The organism is Streptomyces thermocarboxydovorans (assembly GCF_039524635.1).
GTDB classification, from domain to species: domain Bacteria; phylum Actinomycetota; class Actinomycetes; order Streptomycetales; family Streptomycetaceae; genus Streptomyces; species Streptomyces thermocarboxydovorans.
In genome coordinates this window covers 79,034-97,381 of the sequence record NZ_BAAAGU010000001.1, presented here as the reverse complement: position 1 = coordinate 97,381, position 18,348 = coordinate 79,034, and the positions used below count along the sequence as shown (strand labels likewise).

The 18,348-nt window shown below is 74.4% G+C and carries 14 protein-coding genes; 8 read left to right on the top strand and 6 right to left on the bottom strand.

What is annotated here, in order from left to right; translation table 11 throughout:
- Positions 1–89 precede the first annotated feature (89 nt).
- Positions 90–2,453 (top strand): hypothetical protein, encoded by a 2,364-nt coding sequence (locus ABD198_RS00430; protein ID WP_425580388.1) that lies wholly within the window; start codon positions 90–92, stop codon positions 2,451–2,453.
- A gap of 166 nt (positions 2,454–2,619) precedes the next feature.
- On the opposite strand, the gene ABD198_RS00425 is transcribed toward ABD198_RS00430, so the two are convergent.
- From ABD198_RS00425 to ABD198_RS00410, 4 genes are all read right to left on the bottom strand, one after another.
- Complete coding sequence (locus ABD198_RS00425; RefSeq protein WP_343997233.1) at positions 2,620–5,082, bottom strand: right-handed parallel beta-helix repeat-containing protein; 2,463 nt, start codon at positions 5,080–5,082, stop codon at positions 2,620–2,622.
- Between the two features lie 109 nt (positions 5,083–5,191).
- Positions 5,192–5,797 (bottom strand): Rv1733c family protein, encoded by a 606-nt coding sequence (locus ABD198_RS00420; RefSeq protein ID WP_343997232.1) that lies wholly within the window; start codon positions 5,795–5,797, stop codon positions 5,192–5,194.
- A gap of 127 nt (positions 5,798–5,924) precedes the next feature.
- Positions 5,925–6,752, bottom strand: coding sequence for an MOSC domain-containing protein (locus tag ABD198_RS00415; protein ID WP_343997231.1), 828 nt, complete (start codon positions 6,750–6,752; stop codon positions 5,925–5,927).
- Positions 6,753–6,795: 43 nt separating this feature from the next.
- Positions 6,796–7,227 carry a DUF6643 family protein gene (locus ABD198_RS00410; protein ID WP_343997230.1) on the bottom strand — a complete coding sequence of 144 codons (432 nt, stop codon included), beginning with the start codon at positions 7,225–7,227 and terminating at the stop codon, positions 6,796–6,798.
- A gap of 329 nt (positions 7,228–7,556) precedes the next feature.
- Between ABD198_RS00410 and ABD198_RS00405 the strand changes: the two genes are divergently transcribed.
- The gene (locus tag ABD198_RS00405; protein ID WP_343997229.1) at positions 7,557–8,855 is read left to right on the top strand and encodes a TerD family protein; all 1,299 of its coding nucleotides are present in this window, start codon (positions 7,557–7,559) and stop codon (positions 8,853–8,855) included.
- A 125-nt stretch (positions 8,856–8,980) separates the two neighbouring features.
- On the opposite strand, the gene ABD198_RS00400 is transcribed toward ABD198_RS00405, so the two are convergent.
- Entirely contained in the window at positions 8,981–10,198 is a 1,218-nt protein-coding gene (locus ABD198_RS00400) for a glycosyltransferase (RefSeq protein ID WP_343997228.1), read from the bottom strand.
- Positions 10,199–10,214: 16 nt separating this feature from the next.
- On the opposite strand from ABD198_RS00400, the gene ABD198_RS00395 reads away from it, so the two are divergent.
- Together ABD198_RS00395 and ABD198_RS00390 are read left to right on the top strand one after the other, a co-directional pair.
- Positions 10,215–11,000 carry a glutamate racemase gene (locus tag ABD198_RS00395; RefSeq protein WP_343997227.1) on the top strand — a complete coding sequence of 262 codons (786 nt, stop codon included), beginning with the start codon at positions 10,215–10,217 and terminating at the stop codon, positions 10,998–11,000.
- A 229-nt stretch (positions 11,001–11,229) separates the two neighbouring features.
- Positions 11,230–11,778, top strand: a complete 549-nt coding sequence (locus ABD198_RS00390; RefSeq protein ID WP_343997226.1) for a hypothetical protein — start codon at positions 11,230–11,232, stop codon at positions 11,776–11,778.
- A gap of 51 nt (positions 11,779–11,829) precedes the next feature.
- On the opposite strand, the gene ABD198_RS00385 is transcribed toward ABD198_RS00390, so the two are convergent.
- Complete coding sequence (locus tag ABD198_RS00385; protein WP_343997225.1) at positions 11,830–12,894, bottom strand: O-antigen ligase family protein; 1,065 nt, start codon at positions 12,892–12,894, stop codon at positions 11,830–11,832.
- A 291-nt stretch (positions 12,895–13,185) separates the two neighbouring features.
- Here ABD198_RS00385 and lnt point away from each other — a divergent pair, with 291 nt between their 5' ends.
- The 4 genes from lnt (at position 13,186) to ABD198_RS00365 (ending at position 18,262) form a co-directional block, all read left to right on the top strand.
- Complete coding sequence (gene lnt / locus ABD198_RS00380; RefSeq protein WP_343997224.1) at positions 13,186–14,793, top strand: apolipoprotein N-acyltransferase; 1,608 nt, start codon at positions 13,186–13,188, stop codon at positions 14,791–14,793.
- 68 nt (positions 14,794–14,861) lie between these two features.
- On the top strand, positions 14,862–15,341 hold the full coding sequence (locus tag ABD198_RS00375; RefSeq protein ID WP_343997223.1) for an NUDIX hydrolase: 480 nt from the start codon (positions 14,862–14,864) through the stop codon (positions 15,339–15,341).
- 55 nt (positions 15,342–15,396) lie between these two features.
- Positions 15,397–16,197 (top strand): 3-hydroxybutyrate dehydrogenase, encoded by an 801-nt coding sequence (locus ABD198_RS00370; RefSeq protein ID WP_343997222.1) that lies wholly within the window; start codon positions 15,397–15,399, stop codon positions 16,195–16,197.
- An 85-nt stretch (positions 16,198–16,282) separates the two neighbouring features.
- Positions 16,283–18,262 (top strand): helix-turn-helix domain-containing protein, encoded by a 1,980-nt coding sequence (locus ABD198_RS00365; protein ID WP_343997221.1) that lies wholly within the window; start codon positions 16,283–16,285, stop codon positions 18,260–18,262.
- Positions 18,263–18,348 lie beyond the last annotated feature (86 nt).

Here is an 18,348-nt window from a genome sequence, read left to right as displayed (position 1 = left end):
CGTGACGGCGGGTGTCAGCCGCCCCGGCGCAGGAGAGGCTGTGCCCGCACGGTCGGAGCCGACGGCACGTCACGGGGAAGTGCGACACGGTGGAACGCGCGAAGGATCACAGGCCGGCAGCGAGCGGACCGGGAGGGGACGGCGAGAATCCCGCACGCCCGGGGGAGCAGGCCGGGCACGCACTGGAACTCCTGGTCCACGGGGTGGGCGGCACCACCCCCGAGCGGATGCTCGACGACCCGCGCACCGTGCGCGTCACCGGCGACGACACCGCCGCCGTCTTCCGGCGCGCCGACGACGCCGACGCGGAGAGGCGGCCCGGTGACCGCAGGGACGGTCCCGTCCCCGAGGCGTACGTCTGGTGCAACCTCACCTCCGGCAACGGCACCCGCGCCCTGTGGCTGCTGCTCCTGCCGTTCATGGTGGTCAACCTCGCCCACTGGATGCGCCCCACCGCCCGGGGCCGCAGACGCACCGTCCGGCTCTACGGCCTGCTGGTGCGCCTGGCCGGACTCAGCCTGACGGTGCTCCTGGTCGCCGCCGCCTGCGAGGTCGCCCTCGACCTCGCCGCATGGCAGTGCGCCGGCACCCGGACGTGTGCCGAGGGGCACTCCTGGCTGGGCTTCCTCTCCCCCCACCTCACCGACGGCGGCTGGTGGAGCATGCCCGGCCGCAGACTGGCCCTCGCCGCCGTCGTGCCCCTCGCCCTGACCGGCCTGCTGTGGTACCTGTCGCTGCGCACCTGGAACGCCTACGAGGCCCAGCAGCCCCTCGTCCGCGCCCCCGAGACCGGCGAGGAGGGCTCGCGCAGCGCGCTCGGCAGGCCCGGTTTCTGGTACGGGCGCCGCCTGGTCGCCCGGCTCCGTGCCGCGCACACCGCCGCCGGACTGCTGACGGTCGCCGCCGCCGTCGGCTCCGCCGCCGCCCGCGAGGACCGCCGGCCGGGCGGCCCGGCCCTGCTGCATGTGCTCGGTGTGCTCCTCGGGGCGGCGCTGGTGACCGGCGCGGCCGTGATCGTCTGGGTGGTCTGCCGCCGGGGCCGCAGCGAACGCCGCCTCGACTCCGCCGGTGACGTACGCCTGGTCCGGCTGCTGCCGCTGTCCGCGCTGGCGCTCCTCGCGCTCAGCCTGCTCTACGCCGGCTGGGAGCGTCCCGGCTGGGAGTCGGCGGGCCGGCTGCCCGGCGACGCCACCTTCGGCGCCCTGGCCCTCGCCCAGGGCCTGCTGGTGATCGTCCTCGCCGTGGTCGCCCGCGTCCTGCACCGCACCGACCCCGACCGGCGGACCGCCATGCGGGGCCTGGCCGGACCTGCCGTGGCGATGCTGGCCTGCGCGCTGGGCGGGGTGATGTCCGGCGGCGTCGCCCAGCGGGTGTCCGACTGGCTGGACGGCACCGGCACGTCGATCCCCGGACCGCCGGTGCTGCTGACCTGGCAGGCCTCGGTGATCCCGCCGCTGCTCGTGCTGCTGCTGATGCTCTGCGGCTGGCTGGCCCACCGCGCCTGGCAGCTCGCCCGGGCCGAGCGCGCCGCCGTGGCGAGCGACTACCCAGGGGAGGCGACCGACCCCCACCGCACCCGCCGCATCGCGTACGCCCGCGCCATGGCCTCCCTGACCGACCGGGGACCGCGGATCGTCGCCGTCACCTCCGCCGCCACCCTGCTGCTGGGCGCCGGCGCCCTGTTCGGGGCGCTGGCCACGGAGAAGACCCCCGGCGAAGCCGCCCGCGGCAGCCACGCCGTGGTGCACGGCGCGGCCGAGACCGCCCAGGCGCTGGGCTCCTGGCTGATCGGCCTCGGCTTCATACTGTTCGTCACCTGGGGCCGCCGCGCCTACAAGGACGCCTCGGCACGCCGCACCATCGGCATCCTGTGGGACGTCGGCACCTTCTGGCCGCGCGCCGCCCACCCCTTCGCACCGCCCTGCTACGCCGAGCGCGCGGTGCCCGACCTCACCTGGCGCATCGCCACCTGGACCGCCTCCACCGGAGGCCGCCTGGTCCTCTCCGGTCACTCCCAGGGCAGCGTCCTCGCCGCCGCCGCGGCCTGGCAGCTCGACCCCGCCACCCGCAAACGGGTCGCGCTGCTCACCTACGGCTCACCGCTGGAGCGGCTCTACGGCCGCTGGTTCCCCGCCCACTTCGGCCCGGACGCGCTCGGCAAACTGCACGAGGAGGTCGACTGCTGGCGCAACCTCTACCGGCTCACCGACCCCATCGGCGGCCCCATCGGCCTGCCCGGCGACTGCGGCCCCGCCGTGGACCGCGCCCCCCTCAAGGACCCCCTCGCCTACGGCCGCACCCCCACCCACCCGCTGCCGGCCCCCATCCTCGGCCACTCCGACTACCAGTCCGACCCCGCCTACACCGAGGAACGCCACCGCCTCCTCACCCGCCTCCACCCCGAACTCCCCACCCCACGCGCCCCGAAGACACCGACAGAGCCCACCCCCTGACCACCGAGCAGGGCCAGCCTTGGAGCCAACCGAGTCGGGTGGCGGGCGGGCGAGGCCGGGGTCCACGGGCGGAGCCCCTGGCGCGGTCGCAGGGGTGGGCGCCCTGCACAGCACCCGCAGGGGTGGGCGCCCTGCACAGCTCCCCCAGGGGCCGGCGCCCGACGACCTACCCCAGCTCCGGCAGATCCTCCGCGTACAACAACGTCAGATCATCCGTATCCGGCTCAGCCAGCTGCGCGACCCTGCTCGCATGCCGCTCCACCATCGCCTCGAACGTCTGCCGCGCCGTACGCCCATTGCCGAACGCCGGCCCCTTGGGCATCTCCGTGAAGTACTTCAGCAACGCCTCCGGAGCACCCGGCGCCAGCCGGTACTCGTGCTCCTCCGCCTGCTGCTCCACGATCCGCAGCAGCTCCTCCGGCGAGTAGTCGCTGAAGGTGATGGTCCGCGAGAACCGGGACGCCACACCGGGGTTGACCGACAGGAACCGCTCCATCTCGGCCGTGTACCCGGCGACGATCACCACCACCGCGTCCCGGTGGTCCTCCATCAGCTTCACCAGCGTGTCGATGGCCTCCTTGCCGAAGTCACGCCCGGCGTCCTCGGGGGACAGCGCATACGCCTCGTCGATGAACAGCACCCCGCCGCGCGCCCGCTCGAACGCCTCCTGGGTGCGGATCGCCGTGGACCCGATGTGCTCGCCGACCAGATCCACCCGCGACACCTCGACCAGATGCCCCTTCTCCAGCACCCCGAGCGCCGCGAGGATCTCGCCGTACAGACGGGCCACCGTCGTCTTGCCCGTGCCGGGGGAGCCGGTGAACACCAGATGCCGTTTGACGGACGCGGCCTTCAGTCCCGCCTGCTGCCGGCGCCGGCCCACCTCGATCATGTCGGTGAGCGCCCGCACCTCGCGCTTGACGCTCTCCAGGCCGACCAGCGCGTCGAGTTCACCGAGCACGTCCTTGGCGGTGCGCACCGCCGCCGCGGGCTCCGCGGCCGGTGCGGCGGCGGCCGGCGCGGGTTGTGCGGCCGCGGGCCGCTCCACGCGCTGCTCCGGCACCCCGCCCAGCAGCCCGGGGGAGGTGTTCACCGACTGCACGGCCCGTTCCGTCGCCGCGGGCGCCCGCAGGCTGCCGCTCTCGTCGCTGGTGCACTCCTCGACCAGCGGACCGCCCGCGCCGTTCACCGCGTCCGCGCCGCCGTCGGCGAACTCGTAACCGCCGCGCGCACAGCGCTCGGTGCGGCACTTGCGCAGCGTGGTGCGGCTGCCGTCTATGACGTGGAAGCCGTAGCCGCCGCTGCCCGTGACCCGGCAGTTGAGGAAGCTGCCGCGGCCGCCCGCGGAGACGTAGACGCCCGCTTCGGCGGGGGAGCTGATGGTGCAGCGCTCCACGGCCGGGTCGGCGCCCTTGGTGACGATCAGGCCGGTCTGCATGCCGTCCAGCGTGCAGTTGCTGAGGGTGCCTCCGCTGCCGTGGTCGCGGAACCAGGCGCCGGTCGCCGCGTCCCGGATCCGGCAGTCGTCCAGCTGGGCGGTGGCCCCGTCGCTGACCGACACCGCCGTGTTGCGCACCTGCCACAGGTCGCTGTCGACGACGTCCGCCCGTGAGCCGCGGTCCAGGACGAAGAGGGCGTCGGGCACGTCGTGCACCCGGCAGGAGTCCAGGACGGCGGTGGCGCCGTCGCTCACCCACACCGCCGGATAGTCGCCGGTGCTGTCGAAGATCTCGCAGTGGTCGGCGTCCACCCGCGTGCCCGGGTCCCACACCGACAGGCCGTTGCGCCCGAACTGCCGCACCGTGGTGCGGGTCAGCGTGAGCACGGAGCGCGAGCGCAGGTCGACCGCGTTCTCCGGGATGTCGTGGATGCGGCAGTCGGCCAGCGTCAGCACCGCGTCGGTGTCCAGCGTGACCCCGTCGGTGGTGGTGCGGTGCACATCGCAGTCGGTGAGCTGCGCGGTGGCCCGCGCGGTCACCTGCACGCCGCTGCCGCGCACCTCGTAGACCTCGCAACCGGTCGCGTCCAGCGCGGAGTTCTCCCCGGTCACGGTCAGCCCGGATCCGGAGGTGTGGTGCACCCGGCAGCGCTCCAGCCGGGGCTGGGCGCCGCCGCGCACCGCCACGCCGGCCTGCCCGGCGGCGACCACCTCGCACTCCTCGAACACCCCGCCGCCACCGTCCAGTACGGCGATGCCGATGCCCGCCGGGTTGTCGACCGAGCAGCGGTGGACCGAGGGCCGGGCGGTGCCGCGCACCTCGATGCCGGCCGCGGACCGGGTGACCACCCGGATGTCCCGCAGCTCCGGGGTGCTTTCCTCGATCAGCACCGCGGGGGCGGCGGCATCCTGGCCCTCCACATGCAGGTCCCGGACGACCGCGGCGGCCCGCACGGTGAGCGGCACACCGTCCGCGGGCGCGATGCGCACCGAGCCGGGAGAGCCGTCGGGACCGCGCAGGGTCACCGCCCGCCGCACGACGAGGTTCTCCCGGTAGGTGCCGGGGGCGACGGTGAGGACATCGCCGTCGGCCGCGGCCTCCAGGGCGGCGGCGAGCGATGCGTACTCACCCGTGCGGCGCCGCCACCGCGAGGTGCCGGTGTGCGTCACCTGGACCGTGCCCTGTGCCATGGCGTAACTGTGCCCCCACCTCGTCGTACGCAGGTTGTTCGCGGTTTTGCTTGCGCCGGACCACCGTAGCGTGCGCGCGGCCTGGGGGTTGACCGGAGCGGGAAGCCCGTCAGCTGCCGGTGCCGGTCCGTCCCCAGTCCGGTCCCGCCCGGTCCCATGCCTGGTCCCAGAGCGCGTACCGGTGGCGGACCATGCGCCAGACGATGAGCCGCCGGGCGCACTCGATCAGGCCGGCGGCGACCAGGGCGGCGCCGACACCGGCGATCACGGCGTGCGTGGTGGCCGTCGCGGCGTCGAGCGGGCGGGCCACCAGCCGGCCGTTGCGGTCGGTCCATATGCGGAACCGGTCGCCCGGCCGGGGATCCTCCAGCCGGGCCGGCACCGTGCCCCGGTGGACGGTGCGGTCGGGCGCGGTCCAGTGGGCGAGGACGCGGCTGTGCAGGTCCTGCCCGGTGGCCGCCTCGGCGTCCAGGTCCAGGGCCGACGGCTCCAGAGCGCGGATCACCGTCGCCGTCACGGCGTACCGGGACCGGTTCTGCTCGCGGACGGTCTGCTGGAGGGCGTCCTGGGCGGCGTTCCCGGCCAGCACACCGGTCACGGGGGCGGCGATGAGCAGGAGCAGCAGTGCCGTGAGGGCGACCCAGCCCTCGAGCAGGTCGGTCGGGCGGCACAGCGGATTGTGCCGCCAGCGCCAGAGGCCGCTGATCGCACGCACGGTCGCAGTCCCCCCTTCGCAGCCGTCTCACGCACTTCTCACGCAAGTGCCAACGCGCCGGCCCGCGATCCGGTTCCCGGGGTCCCCCGCAGGGGGCGGCCCCGGCCGTCGTCGCGTTGACGAGGACTCAGGCCACGACGACGACCGGATCCCCGACCCGGAGGGTGCCGGGCGAGACGGGCACGAGGTTCTGTCCGAAGACCAGTCTGCCGCCCGACCTGCGGTGCCGTCCAAGCGAGTGCAGGGGCTCCTTGCCGCGCCGGGCCGTGATCTGGTCGGTGGTGGTCACCACGCAGCGCCCGCAGGGTTTGGCGACCCGGAAGGCGACCTCCCCGATGGTGATGCGGGTCCAGCCGTCCTCGGCCCAGGCGGGGGCGCCGTCGACGACGACGTTCGGCCGGAACCGGTTCATCGGCAGGGGGCCCTCCGCCGCGTGCTCGCCCTCGGCGATGAGGGAGTTGAGGGCGTCGAGCGAGGAGGTGGAGGTGAGCAGCAGGGGGAAGCCGTCGGCGAAGGTGACGGTCTCTCCGGGCAGCGCGAACTCGGGGTCGACCGGGCGGCGGGTGGCCGGGTCGTCCAGGTGCACCAGGCGCACGGCGGCGCCGAGACAGGTGCTGCACCAGGCGTGCGCGGCGGGGTCCTCGGCCGGGACGGTGTCGACCTTGTCGTCGAAGAGCTGCACCCTGACGGTGCCGCCCGGCCGGGGCACGGGCACCTCGATCGGGTCCATGCCGGGCGCGGACAGCCGGACACCGCCGCCGGGCAGCAACTCGGCGGCGGCCAGGGCGAGGCGCGGCTGCTGGCGCTGGGTGACGACCTTTCCCCTGTCGTCGATCAGCATCCAGCGCCGGTCTCCGGCCGGCCCCCAGGGCTCCACGGCAACTTCCCGGAGCGCAACGCTCCGGAACGCCTTGACCGGATGGACGTGGATCGAGTGCAGTCGCGCGTTCCCCATGGGGCCATCGTGCCAGTCACCGGCCGGTGGCCCGCAGGGGATCTCAGTATCCGCGGTACTGCTGGTTCTGGTACGGGTCCTGATACTGCGCCGGAGCCGGCCGGGGAGCCGCGGGGCGCATCGCCTCGTAACCCGCGGCCGGAGCCACCGGACGCGGCGGCTGCGGCTGGGGCCCGGGGTAACCGCGCGGCGCGGAGGCCTGCTGCGGGATGTACGGCGCGTGCGCCTGCTGCAGCGGTGCGGGCTGCGGGGCCTGCGGATAGCCGTACGCGGGCTGGGACGGTGCCGCCGGGAGGGCGGGCAGCGCCGACGGGAGCGCCGGCAGCGAACTGCCGGGCGCGTCGTAGGCGGCGGGGACCCGGATCGGGGCGATCTGCGGGGTGCCCCGCTCGGCCACGAGCGAGTCGTAGATCGGGGTGTCCGGGAAGGAGGCGGAGTAGTAGCCGCCGCCATAGGTGGAGCGGGGGGAGGTCATGGCACATAAGTTAAGCCCACGATGTGCTGGTTGGGGAGACCGATAAGAGGGTTGTTTTAGGGGTCTTCAGTGGCCTGGAGTTCCCCAATGCGAGCGAATTTGACGAAAACGGACCTCGCGCAGCCGAACTTTGGTGTAAAGGCCAAGGCCCAGGCGGGTTACCGGCGGTTGCCCGCTTGTTCTCCCCGCAGCCGGATCCGCGCCCGCGGCCCGTCGCCTGCGGCGGGCTGGATGACGGAGTTGATCCCGCAATAGGTTGGGCCGACGACAACCCGATGGATGCCGGGAACGGGCCTGGCGCGAACACCTCATGGGGGGCGGACATGTCAATGCCGAAGGGATCGAACACGCCGGTGCCGACCACGGCGCTCAGGGTGGAGCTGGGCTGGCGCTCCGGCCCCGGTGTGCCCGACGCCGACGCCTCGGCACTGCTGCTGGTGGGCGGGAAGGTCCGCTCCGACGACGACTTCGTCTTCTACAACCAGCCCAGCCACGCCTCCGGGGCCGTCCGGCACGAGGGCAAGCGCACCGCCGGCGGCCAGGTCACCGACAACCTCCTCGTCGACCTCACCCGCATCGAGCCCGGCATCGAGACGGTGATCCTGGCCGCCTCCAGCGACGGCGGCACCTTCGGGCAGATCCCCGGCCTCTACATCGAGGTCAAGGACGCCGCGCAGGGCACCGTCGCGGCCCGCTTCGACGACACCGGCGCGACCACCGAGACGGCGTTCGTGCTCGGCGAGTTCTACCGCCGCCAGGGCGCCTGGAAGTTCCGCGCCGTCGGCCAGGGCTACAGCAGCGGACTCGAGGGCCTCGCCACCGACTACGGCATCACCGTGGACGAGCCCCAGCACGCGGCACCCACCCCGGCCGCACCTTCCACTCCGCCCCCGGCCGCGCACACCGTGAACCGGCCGGTCACCCCGCCGCAGCCGCCGGTGACCCAGCCGGTCACGCCGCCCCCGCCGGCCACGCCCCCCGCGCCGGTCCAGCTCACCAAGGTGACGCTCACCAAGTCGGCACCCTCCGTCTCGCTCACCAAGCAGGGCGGCACCTCCGGCGCCCTGCACGTGAACCTCAACTGGCAGGTGCGCAAGCAGTTCTCGGGCTGGGCCGCCAAGCTCGGCCGCCCGGTCGCCCTGCACTCCGACCTCGACCTCGACCTGTGCGCCCTGTACGAACTGAGCGACGGCACCAAGGGAGTGGTCCAGGCTCTCGGCAACGCCTTCGGCTCCTTCCACCAGCCGCCCTTCATCCACCTGGACGGCGACGACCGCACCGGCGCCGTCGCCACCGGCGAGAACCTCCGCGTCAACCTCGACTACAAGCAGTACTTCCGGCGCATCCTGGTCTTCGTCACCATCTACGAGGGCGCCCGCTCCTTCGCCGACCTCAACGCCCATGTCACGCTGACCCCGCAGCACGGCGCGCCGATCGACTTCTCGCTGGACGAGTGCACCGTGCCCTCGACGGTGTGCGCCCTCGCCCTGATCACCAACTCCGGCAACGGCGACCTCGTCGTCCAGCGCGAGGCCCGCTACCTGGTGCCCGAGCGCGGAGTCAGCCCGCAGCGCACCATCGACTACGCCTACGGGTGGGGCATGAACTGGACACCGGGCCGCAAGTGACGCCGGACCGTACGGGCCGCAAGTGACGCCGGACCGTACGGGCCGCAGGTGACCCGGCGCCGACGGGCCGCAGTTGCCGCGTGACCGCACAGGGCAGCCGCAAGTGACCCGGGACTGCGGCCCGTTCACCCCTCCTCGGGCACGGCGTCCGGACGCGTGTAGGTGCGGCCCTTCCAGGCCGCACCCCGCCCCCGGTGGTGCTGCACCGCCGAGTCGACCGTCATCAGCAGGTACATCAGCGCGGTGAACGGCAGCAGGGGAGCGAGCCACAGCGGCTGCCGGTAGTAGCGCAGCATCGGCGCGTAAGTCCCCGCCATCACCAGCCAGGCGGCCGCACCGGCGGCCACGGCCGGCCCGTTCCCCGCCGCCGCGCCCGCGACCACCGCCACCGGCGGCACCAGATACACCAGCGCCAGCCCGGCGACCGTGCCCGCCAGCAGCGCCGGGTTGTACCGCAGCTGGGCGTACGCGCTGCGCGACACCATGCGCCACAGATCGTGCAGCCGGGGATAGGGGCGCACACTGTCCACCCCGTCCGCGAGCCCCAGCCAGACCCGCCCTCCGGCGCGCTTCACCGTCCGGGCGAGGGCCACGTCGTCGATCACCGCGTGCCGGATCGCCTCCGGGACCCGCACCCGCTCGGCCGTCCCGGCGCGCAGCAGCACACAGCCGCCCGCCGCCGCTGCCGTGCGCGCGCCGTCCTTGCCGATCCGGCGGAACGGGTACAGCTGGGCGAAGAAGTACACGAAGGCCGGCACCACCAGCCGCTCCCAGCCGCTCGCCACCCGCAGCCGGGCCATCTGCGAGACCAGGTCGAAACCGCTGCCGTGCGCCGCCGCGACCAGCCGCCGCAGACTGTCCGGCGCGTGCGCGATGTCGGCGTCCGTCAGCAGCAGGTACTCCGGCGCACGGGTACGGGCCAGCGCGATGCCGTGCCGCACCGCCCAGAGCTTGCCGGTCCAGCCGGCCGGCGGCTCACCGGGCGAGTCCACCGTCAGCGGCAGCCCGCCCTGCCGCCGGGCCAGCTCGCGTGCCAGCTCCCCGGTGCCGTCCGTGCTGCCGTCGTCCACCAGGAAGACCTCCGCCTGCCCGGGATACTCCTGCGCCAGCAGCGACGGCAGACCCGACGGCAGCACCGCCGCCTCGTCCCGGGCCGGGACCACCACGCACACCCGCGGCCATCGCTCCGGTTCCCGCAGCGGCGGGAGGCGGAGGTCCGTGCGCCAGAAGAAGCCCTGGCCGAGCAGCAGCCACAGCCAGGCGGCGAGTGATCCGACGGCGGTCCACGCAAGCACGCTCACGCTGCGCAGTCTGCCCCACGGAAGCGGCCGGAAGCGGGCCATCGTCTATCGTGGCCGGGTGAAGATCGCGCTCATGGACTCCGGAATCGGTCTGCTCGCGGCCACCGCCGCGGTACGGCGTCTCCGCCCCGACGCCGATCTCGTCCTCTCCCTCGACCCCGACGGCATGCCCTGGGGTCCGCGGACACCGGAGGACCTCACCGAGCGTGCCCTGGCCGTCGCCGAGGCGGCCGCGGCCCACCGCCCCGACGCGCTGATCGTCGGCTGCAACACCGCCACTGTGCACGCGCTGAGCGCCCTGCGCGCCCGCCTGGAACCGGACCTGCCGGTCATCGGGACCGTCCCGGCGATCAAGCCCGCCGCGGCGGGCGGCGGCCCGCTGGCGATCTGGGCCACGCCGGCCACCACCGGCAGCCCCTACCAGAAGGACCTGATCCGCAGTTTCGCCGACGGCGTCAGCGTCACCGAGGTGCCCTGCTGGGGACTCGCCGAGGCCGTGGAACGCGCCGACGAGAACGCCATCGACGAGGCGGTCGCCGCCGCCGCGGAGCTGACGCCGGAGCATGTCACCACCGTCGTCCTGGGCTGCACCCACTACGAACTGGTCGCCGAACGCATCCGGGCCGCCGTGCAGCGCCCCGCCGCCCCGCCGCTCGCCCTGCACGGCTCCGCGGGCGCGGTCGCCGCGCAGGCGCTGCGCCGCATCGGCGCCGAGCCGTCCCCCGACGCCCCCGCGAGCGGCTCCCTGACGGTCCTGCTCAGCGGCCGCGAGGGCGCGCTGCCCGCATCCGCCCTCACCTACGCGGAGGGCCGCCTGCTGAAGCAGGTCACCCCTACGGCCTGAACGGGGTCGCGAGATTCTCGAGATTCTGGAGCGCGGGCGCGCGATGCCCATAGGGCGGGCCCGCCTGCCCGGCCTACCGCCCTGCCTGCCCGGCCTACCGCCCTGCCTGCCCGGTCTCCAGTTGTGCCTGCCGGGCCTTCCGCTCGTACCCGTCCGCGCGGGCCGCGGCAGGTTCAGTAACGCTGTGCGACGCGGTACCCGCGGTGCGAATCCTGAGTAGTCTCAAAGTATGAGGGACCACCACCCCCACGGTGAGCACGCCCCGTACTCGGACGTCTGGACCGGGCGCGCGACCAACCGCGCCCAGTGGCTGATCGCGCTGGCCGGAGCCGCCTGCATGGCCCTAGGCATCGCACTGGCCGTCGACTCCGCCTGGACCTCCGCCGTGGCGCCGCTGGTCATGGCGGTCGTCGGGTGCATCGCCGCGGGACTGCTGGTCCTGTTCGGCACCCTCGCCTTCGTGCATGTGGCGCTGGTGGTCGACGAGGAGCATCTGGAGGTGCGCTGCGGCCACATCGGGGTGCCCCGCCGCCGCATCCCGCTGTCGCAGGTCGCGGGAGCGGAGTTCGTCCCGCACGTCACCCCGCGGCACTGGGGCGGCTGGGGCTACCGCTGGCGGCCCGAGAAGGGCACGGCGGTCGTCGTACGGCAGGGCGAGGGCCTGATGCTGCGCCTGTGGGACGGCCACACTTTCACCGTCACCGTGGACGACGCCGAGGCCGCGGTCCACGTCATCCGCGACCGGCTCCGCCCGCACCGGCGGAACGCCGCGCCCTGAGGCACGCGCCGGAACGCAGGCGGGCGTGAGGGCGTATCCGCAGGGCCGGGCTCACCTGCTGAGCCGGTCCTCGTGGGGATGGGCGTCCGAGGTACGCGGCGGCGTTCCCGGGGCGAGGGGGCGCGCCGTCGCCGTCCCCGCCAGCAGGCCCACGCCCACCGACACCGCGGTGAAGCTGAGCGCATTGCCCACCGAGGAGATCGCCGCGACCGCTGTCAGGGCCGCGCCCGCGGTCAGCACGACGGGGGTGGAGCGGGGGCTGCGCCACAGCGCGTACAGCACCCAGCCGAACGCCAGCGCCAGCAGCAGCGCCCCGACGACACCCTGCTCGGCCGCCAGCTGCAGCGGTGCGGAGTGGGGTTTGCCGTCGGACAGCAGGGACTCGCCGGACGCCGTGCTCAGCTCCCCGAACCGGCCCGGACCGACGCCCAGACCGGCGTGCTGCCGCACCATGCCGAGCGCGTCCCGCCACAGATCCACGCGGTGCGCGGACAGCCGGCCCTCCAGGGAGCCGGTGAGCCCGTCCGGCAGGGCGTCGCGGGCCACCGCCCAGGTCGTCGCGGCCACTCCCGCGACGGCCAGTGCCAGCAGGATCAGGCCCGGACCCCGGCGCCGCACCCGGACGGCGGCCAGGGAGCACAGCAGCACCAGCGCTCCGGCGACGCAGCCGGCCGGCGAGCCGAGCACGGCGGCGGTCACCGCGATGCCGGCCGCCAGCAGCCGCAGGGCGATCCGCAGGGCCGACGCGGTGGCCGCCCAGGCGGCACAGCAGGCGGCGCCGGCGGACAGGGCCAGCACGGCGGCGGTCGCCCCGGCGTGACCGAGCGGGGTGGACATCTGCGGCCCCGGCGCCAGATGCGGGACGGCCACGGCCAGGCCCGCACCGGCAAGGGCCCAGACACAGGGCGCGGCCACCGGAAGCAGCGTGCCGCCGATCCGGCCCGCCGCGTAGCCGGCGGCCACCGCGAGCACGGCCAGCAGCATGCCCTCGGGGCGGCCGCCGCGGACCGCCGCCGTGATCAGCGGCCAGGCGGCACACGCGCCGAGGACCACGACGCCCGCGACGTCCAGTCCGTTTCGTCTCTCGCCGTCCGCATCCGCGCCGGCCGCAGCCATGCCCGTGGAACCCACCCCGCACCCCGTACGCGTCGCCCCCGACTGTGTGAAGGACCCCGGTCGTCCCTGCGACCAGGGCACCGGCACACGTTAACGGCTGGTGGGCGATTTGGGGATGTCTTGTGAGGAGGGCTGCGCCGCTTGAGCGGGGGCGCAGCAGGGGGTGGGTGGTTCCGGTCGGGTGGCGTGTGCGGGCTGGTGGGGGCTGGTCGCGCAGTTCCCCGCGCCCCTGAGGGAGCTGCTCCGAGGGTGTTGCTGTGGTGGGCGGTGTGTGCGTCTTAGACTCCCGGAGTGACCGTCACCGTTGCTCCCGTCGGCGAGTCGGAGTCGAAGCCGCCGCAGAATGCGCCCGTGCGCGGGCGGTGGCTCGCGCGGCTCGTGCCGGCCGCCGCGGCCGCGCTCTCCGGCCTGCTCCTGTATGTCAGCTTCCCGCCCCGCACCCTGTGGTGGCTCGCCCTGCCCGCGTTCGGCGTCCTCGGCTGGGTGCTGCGCGGACGCCGCTGGAAGGCGGCGCTGGGCCTCGGCTACCTCTTCGGCCTGGGGTTCCTGCTGCCGCTGCTGGTGTGGACGGGCGTGGAGGTCGGCCCGGGGCCGTGGATCGCGCTGGTGGTGATCGAGGCGGTGTTCGTGGCGCTCGTCGGCGTGGGTGTCGCCGCGGTGTCCCGGCTGCCGGGGTGGCCGGTGTGGGCCGCGGCGCTGTGGATCGCCGGTGAGGCGGTGCGTGCCCGGGTGCCGTTCGAGGGCTTCCCCTGGGGCAAGATCGCCTTCGGGCAGGCGGACGGCGTCTTCCTGCCGCTGGCCGCCGTCGGCGGCACCCCGGTGCTGGGCTTCGCGGTGGTGCTGTGCGGCTTCGGCCTGGCCGAGCTGGTCCGGGTGCTGATCGAGGCGCGGCGCACCGGCACGGTGCGGAAGGCCGCCGCGGTCGTCGGTGCGGTGAGCGTCGCCCTGCCCGTCGCGGGCGCCGTGGCCGCCCGGCCGCTGGTCAGTGACGCGGCCGAGGACGGCACCGTCACCGTGGCCGTCATCCAGGGCAACGTGCCGCGCCTCGGGCTCGACTTCAACGCGCAGCGGCGCGCCGTGCTCGACTACCACTCGCGCGAGACGGTGCGCCTGGCCGAGCAGGTGAAGGCGGGCAAGGCCGAGCGGCCGGACATCGTGCTGTGGCCGGAGAACTCCTCCGACATCGACCCGTTCGCCAACCCCGACGCGCGTGCCGCCATCGACCGCGCGGCCAAGGCGATCGGCGCGCCGGTCTCGGTCGGCGGTGTGGTGGCCAAGGACGGGAAGCTGCTCAACGAGCAGATCCTGTGGGACCCGGAGAAAGGCCCCGTCGACACCTACGACAAGCGGCAGATCCAGCCGTTCGGCGAGTACCTGCCGCTGCGCCCGCTGATCGGCGCGATCAACGACGAGTGGACGTCGATGGTGCGCCAGGACTTCAGCCGGGGCGGCGAGCCCGGTGTGTTCACCATGGGCGGTGCCCGGGTGGGCCTGGTGACCTGCTACGAGGCGGCGTTCGACTGGGCGGTGCGGGACACGGTCACCGGCAGCGCCCAGCTGATCTCGGTGCCCAGCAACAACGCCACCTTCGGCCGCAGCGAGATGACCTATCAGCAGCTCGCCATGTCCCGCGTCCGCGCGGTGGAGCACAGCCGCACCGTGACGGTGCCGGTCACCAGCGGGGTCAGCGCGGTCATCCTGCCGGACGGGACGATCTCGCAGAAGACCGGCATGTTCGTCGCCGACTCCCTGGTGCAGGAGGTGCCGCTGCGCTCGACGCAGACCCCGGCCACCCGGGTCGGCATCGCGCCGGAGATCGCGCTGGTGCTGGTCGCCGCGGGCGGCCTGGGCTGGGCCGCCGGGGCCGGCCTGCGCGCCCGGCGCGCCGGTGACGCGTAGCCGCACCACCGGAGGGCGGCGGGTGAAGGGGGGCCGGGGGAACCGACCGGGCGGTTAGGGTCGAGAGCATGGCTACCCCTGATTTCATCCGCACGCTGCGCGAGTCCGCCGGCCATCAGCTGCTGTGGCTTCCCGGGGTCACCGCCCTCGTCTTCGACGCCGAGGACAGAGTGCTGCTGAACCGCCGGGCCGACACCCGCACGTGGTCCGTGATCGGGGGCATCCCGGAGCCGGGGGAGCAGCCGGCGGCCTGCGCCGTGCGGGAGGTCGAGGAGGAGACGGCGGTGCGCTGCGTCCCCGAGCGGGTGGTGCTGGTGCAGGCGCTCCAGCCGGTGACCTACGGCAACGGCGACATCTGCCAGTACATGGACATCACCTTCCGCTGCCGGGCGGTCGGCGGCGAGGCGCGGGTCAACGACGACGAGTCGCTGGACGTCGCCTGGTTCCCGGTGGACGCGCTGCCGGAGCTGCACGAGTTCTCACGCTTCCGGATCAAGCAGGCCCTGTCGGACGCCCCCACATGGTTCGACCCCATGGGAATCGGCTGAAGTGTAGGGGCTGACCACATGGGGCGGGGTGCGGGGGCTGCCTAGGGTCGGGGACATGACCGCCTCCCGTGCCGTTCCGGCTCCCCAAGCCTCCTCGCTCGACCTCGGTGGCCGTACCGCTCTCGTCACCGGCGCCGCCGGTGGTATCGGCCGCGCCTGCGCCCTGCGGCTCGCCGCCGCCGGGGCCAAGGTCAGAGCCGTCGACCGGGACGCCTCGGGCCTGGAGTCGCTCGCCGAGGCGGCCCGGGGACTGGGCGGCGCGGTCGAACCGCAGGTCGTGGACCTCACCGACCTCGACGCCGCCGAAGTCGCCGCCGCGGGCACGGACGTGCTGGTGAACAACGCCGGGCTGCAGCTGGTCCGCCCGATCGAGGAGTTCCCGCCCGACGTCTTCCACACCGTGCTCACCGTGATGCTGGAGGCGCCGTTCCGCCTGATCCGCGGCGCCCTGCCCCACATGTACGAGCAGGGCTGGGGCCGGATCGTCAATGTGTCCTCCGTCCACGGACTGCGCGCCTCCGCCTACAAGTCCGCCTATGTGGCCGCCAAGCACGGCCTGGAGGGGCTGTCCAAGACCGCGGCGCTGGAGGGCGCCCGGCACGGCGTCACCTCGAACTGCGTGAACCCCGGCTATGTGCGCACCCCCCTGGTCGAGAAGCAGATCGCCGACCAGGCACGCGCCCACGGCATCCCCGAGGAGCGCGTGCTGAGCGAGGTGCTGCTCCAGGACAGCGCGGTCAAGCGGCTGATCGAACCGGAGGAGGTCGCCGAGGCGGTGGCCTACCTGTGCGGACCCCAGGCCGCCTTCGTGACGGGCACCTCACTGGTCCTCGACGGCGGCTGGACCGCGCACTGAACCGGTCCGGCGGCCGGCCCGAGGGGCCGGAACGAGTTTTCCACAGGCCTGCCGGACCGGCCGTGCGATGAGGAATCCTGTGGTCATGTCCCGCGATCATGTGCAGTCCGCCGGGCTGGAAGCCCCTGCCCAGGGGCGCCCGCGCCCCGCCGCCGGCCCGGAGCCCGGCGACGCCGAGACGCCGTACCTGGAGCTGCTGGCCCGTGGCGCACCCGCCGAGGCCTATGAGCAGCCGGTGCTGCTGGCCCGCGCCGAGGGCCGGCCGGCCGAGCGGATCGCCGCGCTGGAGCAGGCCAAGCTGCTCGCCCTGCGAGTGCGCGCGGAGCTGGAGGGGCGGCGCCGGCGTGAGGCCGAGCTGTCCGCGCTCTTCGAGACCGCCCACGACCTCGCCGGCCTGCGGGACCTGGACGCCGTGCTCCAGGCGATCGTGCAGCGCGCCCGCTCCCTGCTCGGCACCGACGTCGCCTACCTGAGCCTGAACGACCCGGCCAGGGGCGACACCTATATGCGGGTCACCGAGGGCTCGGTGTCCGCCCGCTTCCAGCAGCTGCGCCTCGGCATGGGGGAGGGGCTCGGCGGGCTCGTCGCCCAGACCGCCCGCCCCTATGTCACCGACGACTACTTCAGCGACGACCGCTTCCAGCACACCCGCGCCATCGACGCCGGTGTGCGCGACGAGGGCCTGGTGGCGATCCTCGGCGTGCCGCTGACGCTGGGGCACACCGTGATCGGCGTGCTGTTCGCCGCCGACCGGCGGGCCCGGGTCTTCGAGCGCGAGCAGATCGCCCTGCTCGGCTCCTTCGCGGCCCTCGCCGCCGCGGCCATCGACACGGCCAACCTGCTCGCCGAGACCCGCTCCGCGCTCGCCGACCTGGAACACGCCAACGAGATCATCCGCGACCGCAGCGGAGTCATCGAGCGGGCCTCCGACGTCCACGACCGCTTGGCCGAACTGGTGCTGCGCGGCGGCGGTGTGCACGACGTGGCCGCCGCAGTCTCCGAGGTCCTGGACGGCCAAGTCCGGTTCACCGAGGCCGACGCCGCCCCGGCCGACGCCCTGGAGTCCTCCCGCGCCGAAGGGCACGCGGTGCGGCACGGAGACGACTGGATCGCCGCCGTGGCCGCCGGCGACGAACTCCTCGGCGCCCTGGTGCTGCGCGGCCACCCCGGGCTCGACCCCGTCGACCAGCGCACGCTGGAACGCGCCGCCATGGTCACCTCGCTGCTGCTGCTCGCCCGCCGCTCCGCCGCCGAGGCGGAACAGCGCGTCCGCGGGGAACTCCTCGACGACCTCCTCGACGCCCGCGACCGCGACCCGCGTCTGCTGCGCGACCGCGCCGCCCGGCTGCACGCCGACCTCGACGCCACCCACGTCGTGCTCGCCGCCCGCCTGGAGGGCGGCACCGACGACGCCGAGCAGGAGGCCGACACCCGCAGACGGCTGTGGGCCGCCGCCTCGCACCTGGCCGCGACCCGGCACGGCCTCGCCGCCGCCCGCGACGGCGGCACCGTCCTGCTGCTGCCGCTCACCGGCGACGACACCGCCACCGGTCTCGCCCGTCGCACCGCCCGCCACCTGGGCACGGCCGTCCACGAACCGGTCAGCGTCGGCGCCTCCGCCCCCGTCGAACGCCTCACCGCCCGCCCGGACACCGTGGCCACCGCCTACGCGGAGGCCCGCCGCTGCCTGGACGCCCTGCGCCTGCTCGGCCGCTCCGGCGATGGCGCCGCCGCCGAGGACTTCGGCTTCCTCGGCCTGCTGCTCGCCGGCGATCGCGACGTCACGGGCTTCGTCGACCGCACCATCGGCCCGGTCGTCTCCTACGACGAACGCCGGGGAACCGAGCTGGTCCGCACCCTCGACGCCTACTTCGCCTGCGGCATGAGCCCCGCCCGCACCAAGGACGAGCTGCACGTCCATGTGAACACCGTCGCACAGCGCCTGGAACGCGTCGGCCGCCTCCTCGGCGACGACTGGCAGAGCCCCGCCCGCGCCCTGGAGATACAGCTGGCCCTGCGCCTGCACCGCCTCTCCGACCCCTCGGCACCACCGCTCACGCACTGACGCACTGACCCCGTACGACGTCACCGCCTGACGCCGACCCCGTACGACGCCCCCGCCTACGCACCGGCCCCCGTACGCGGGGCGCG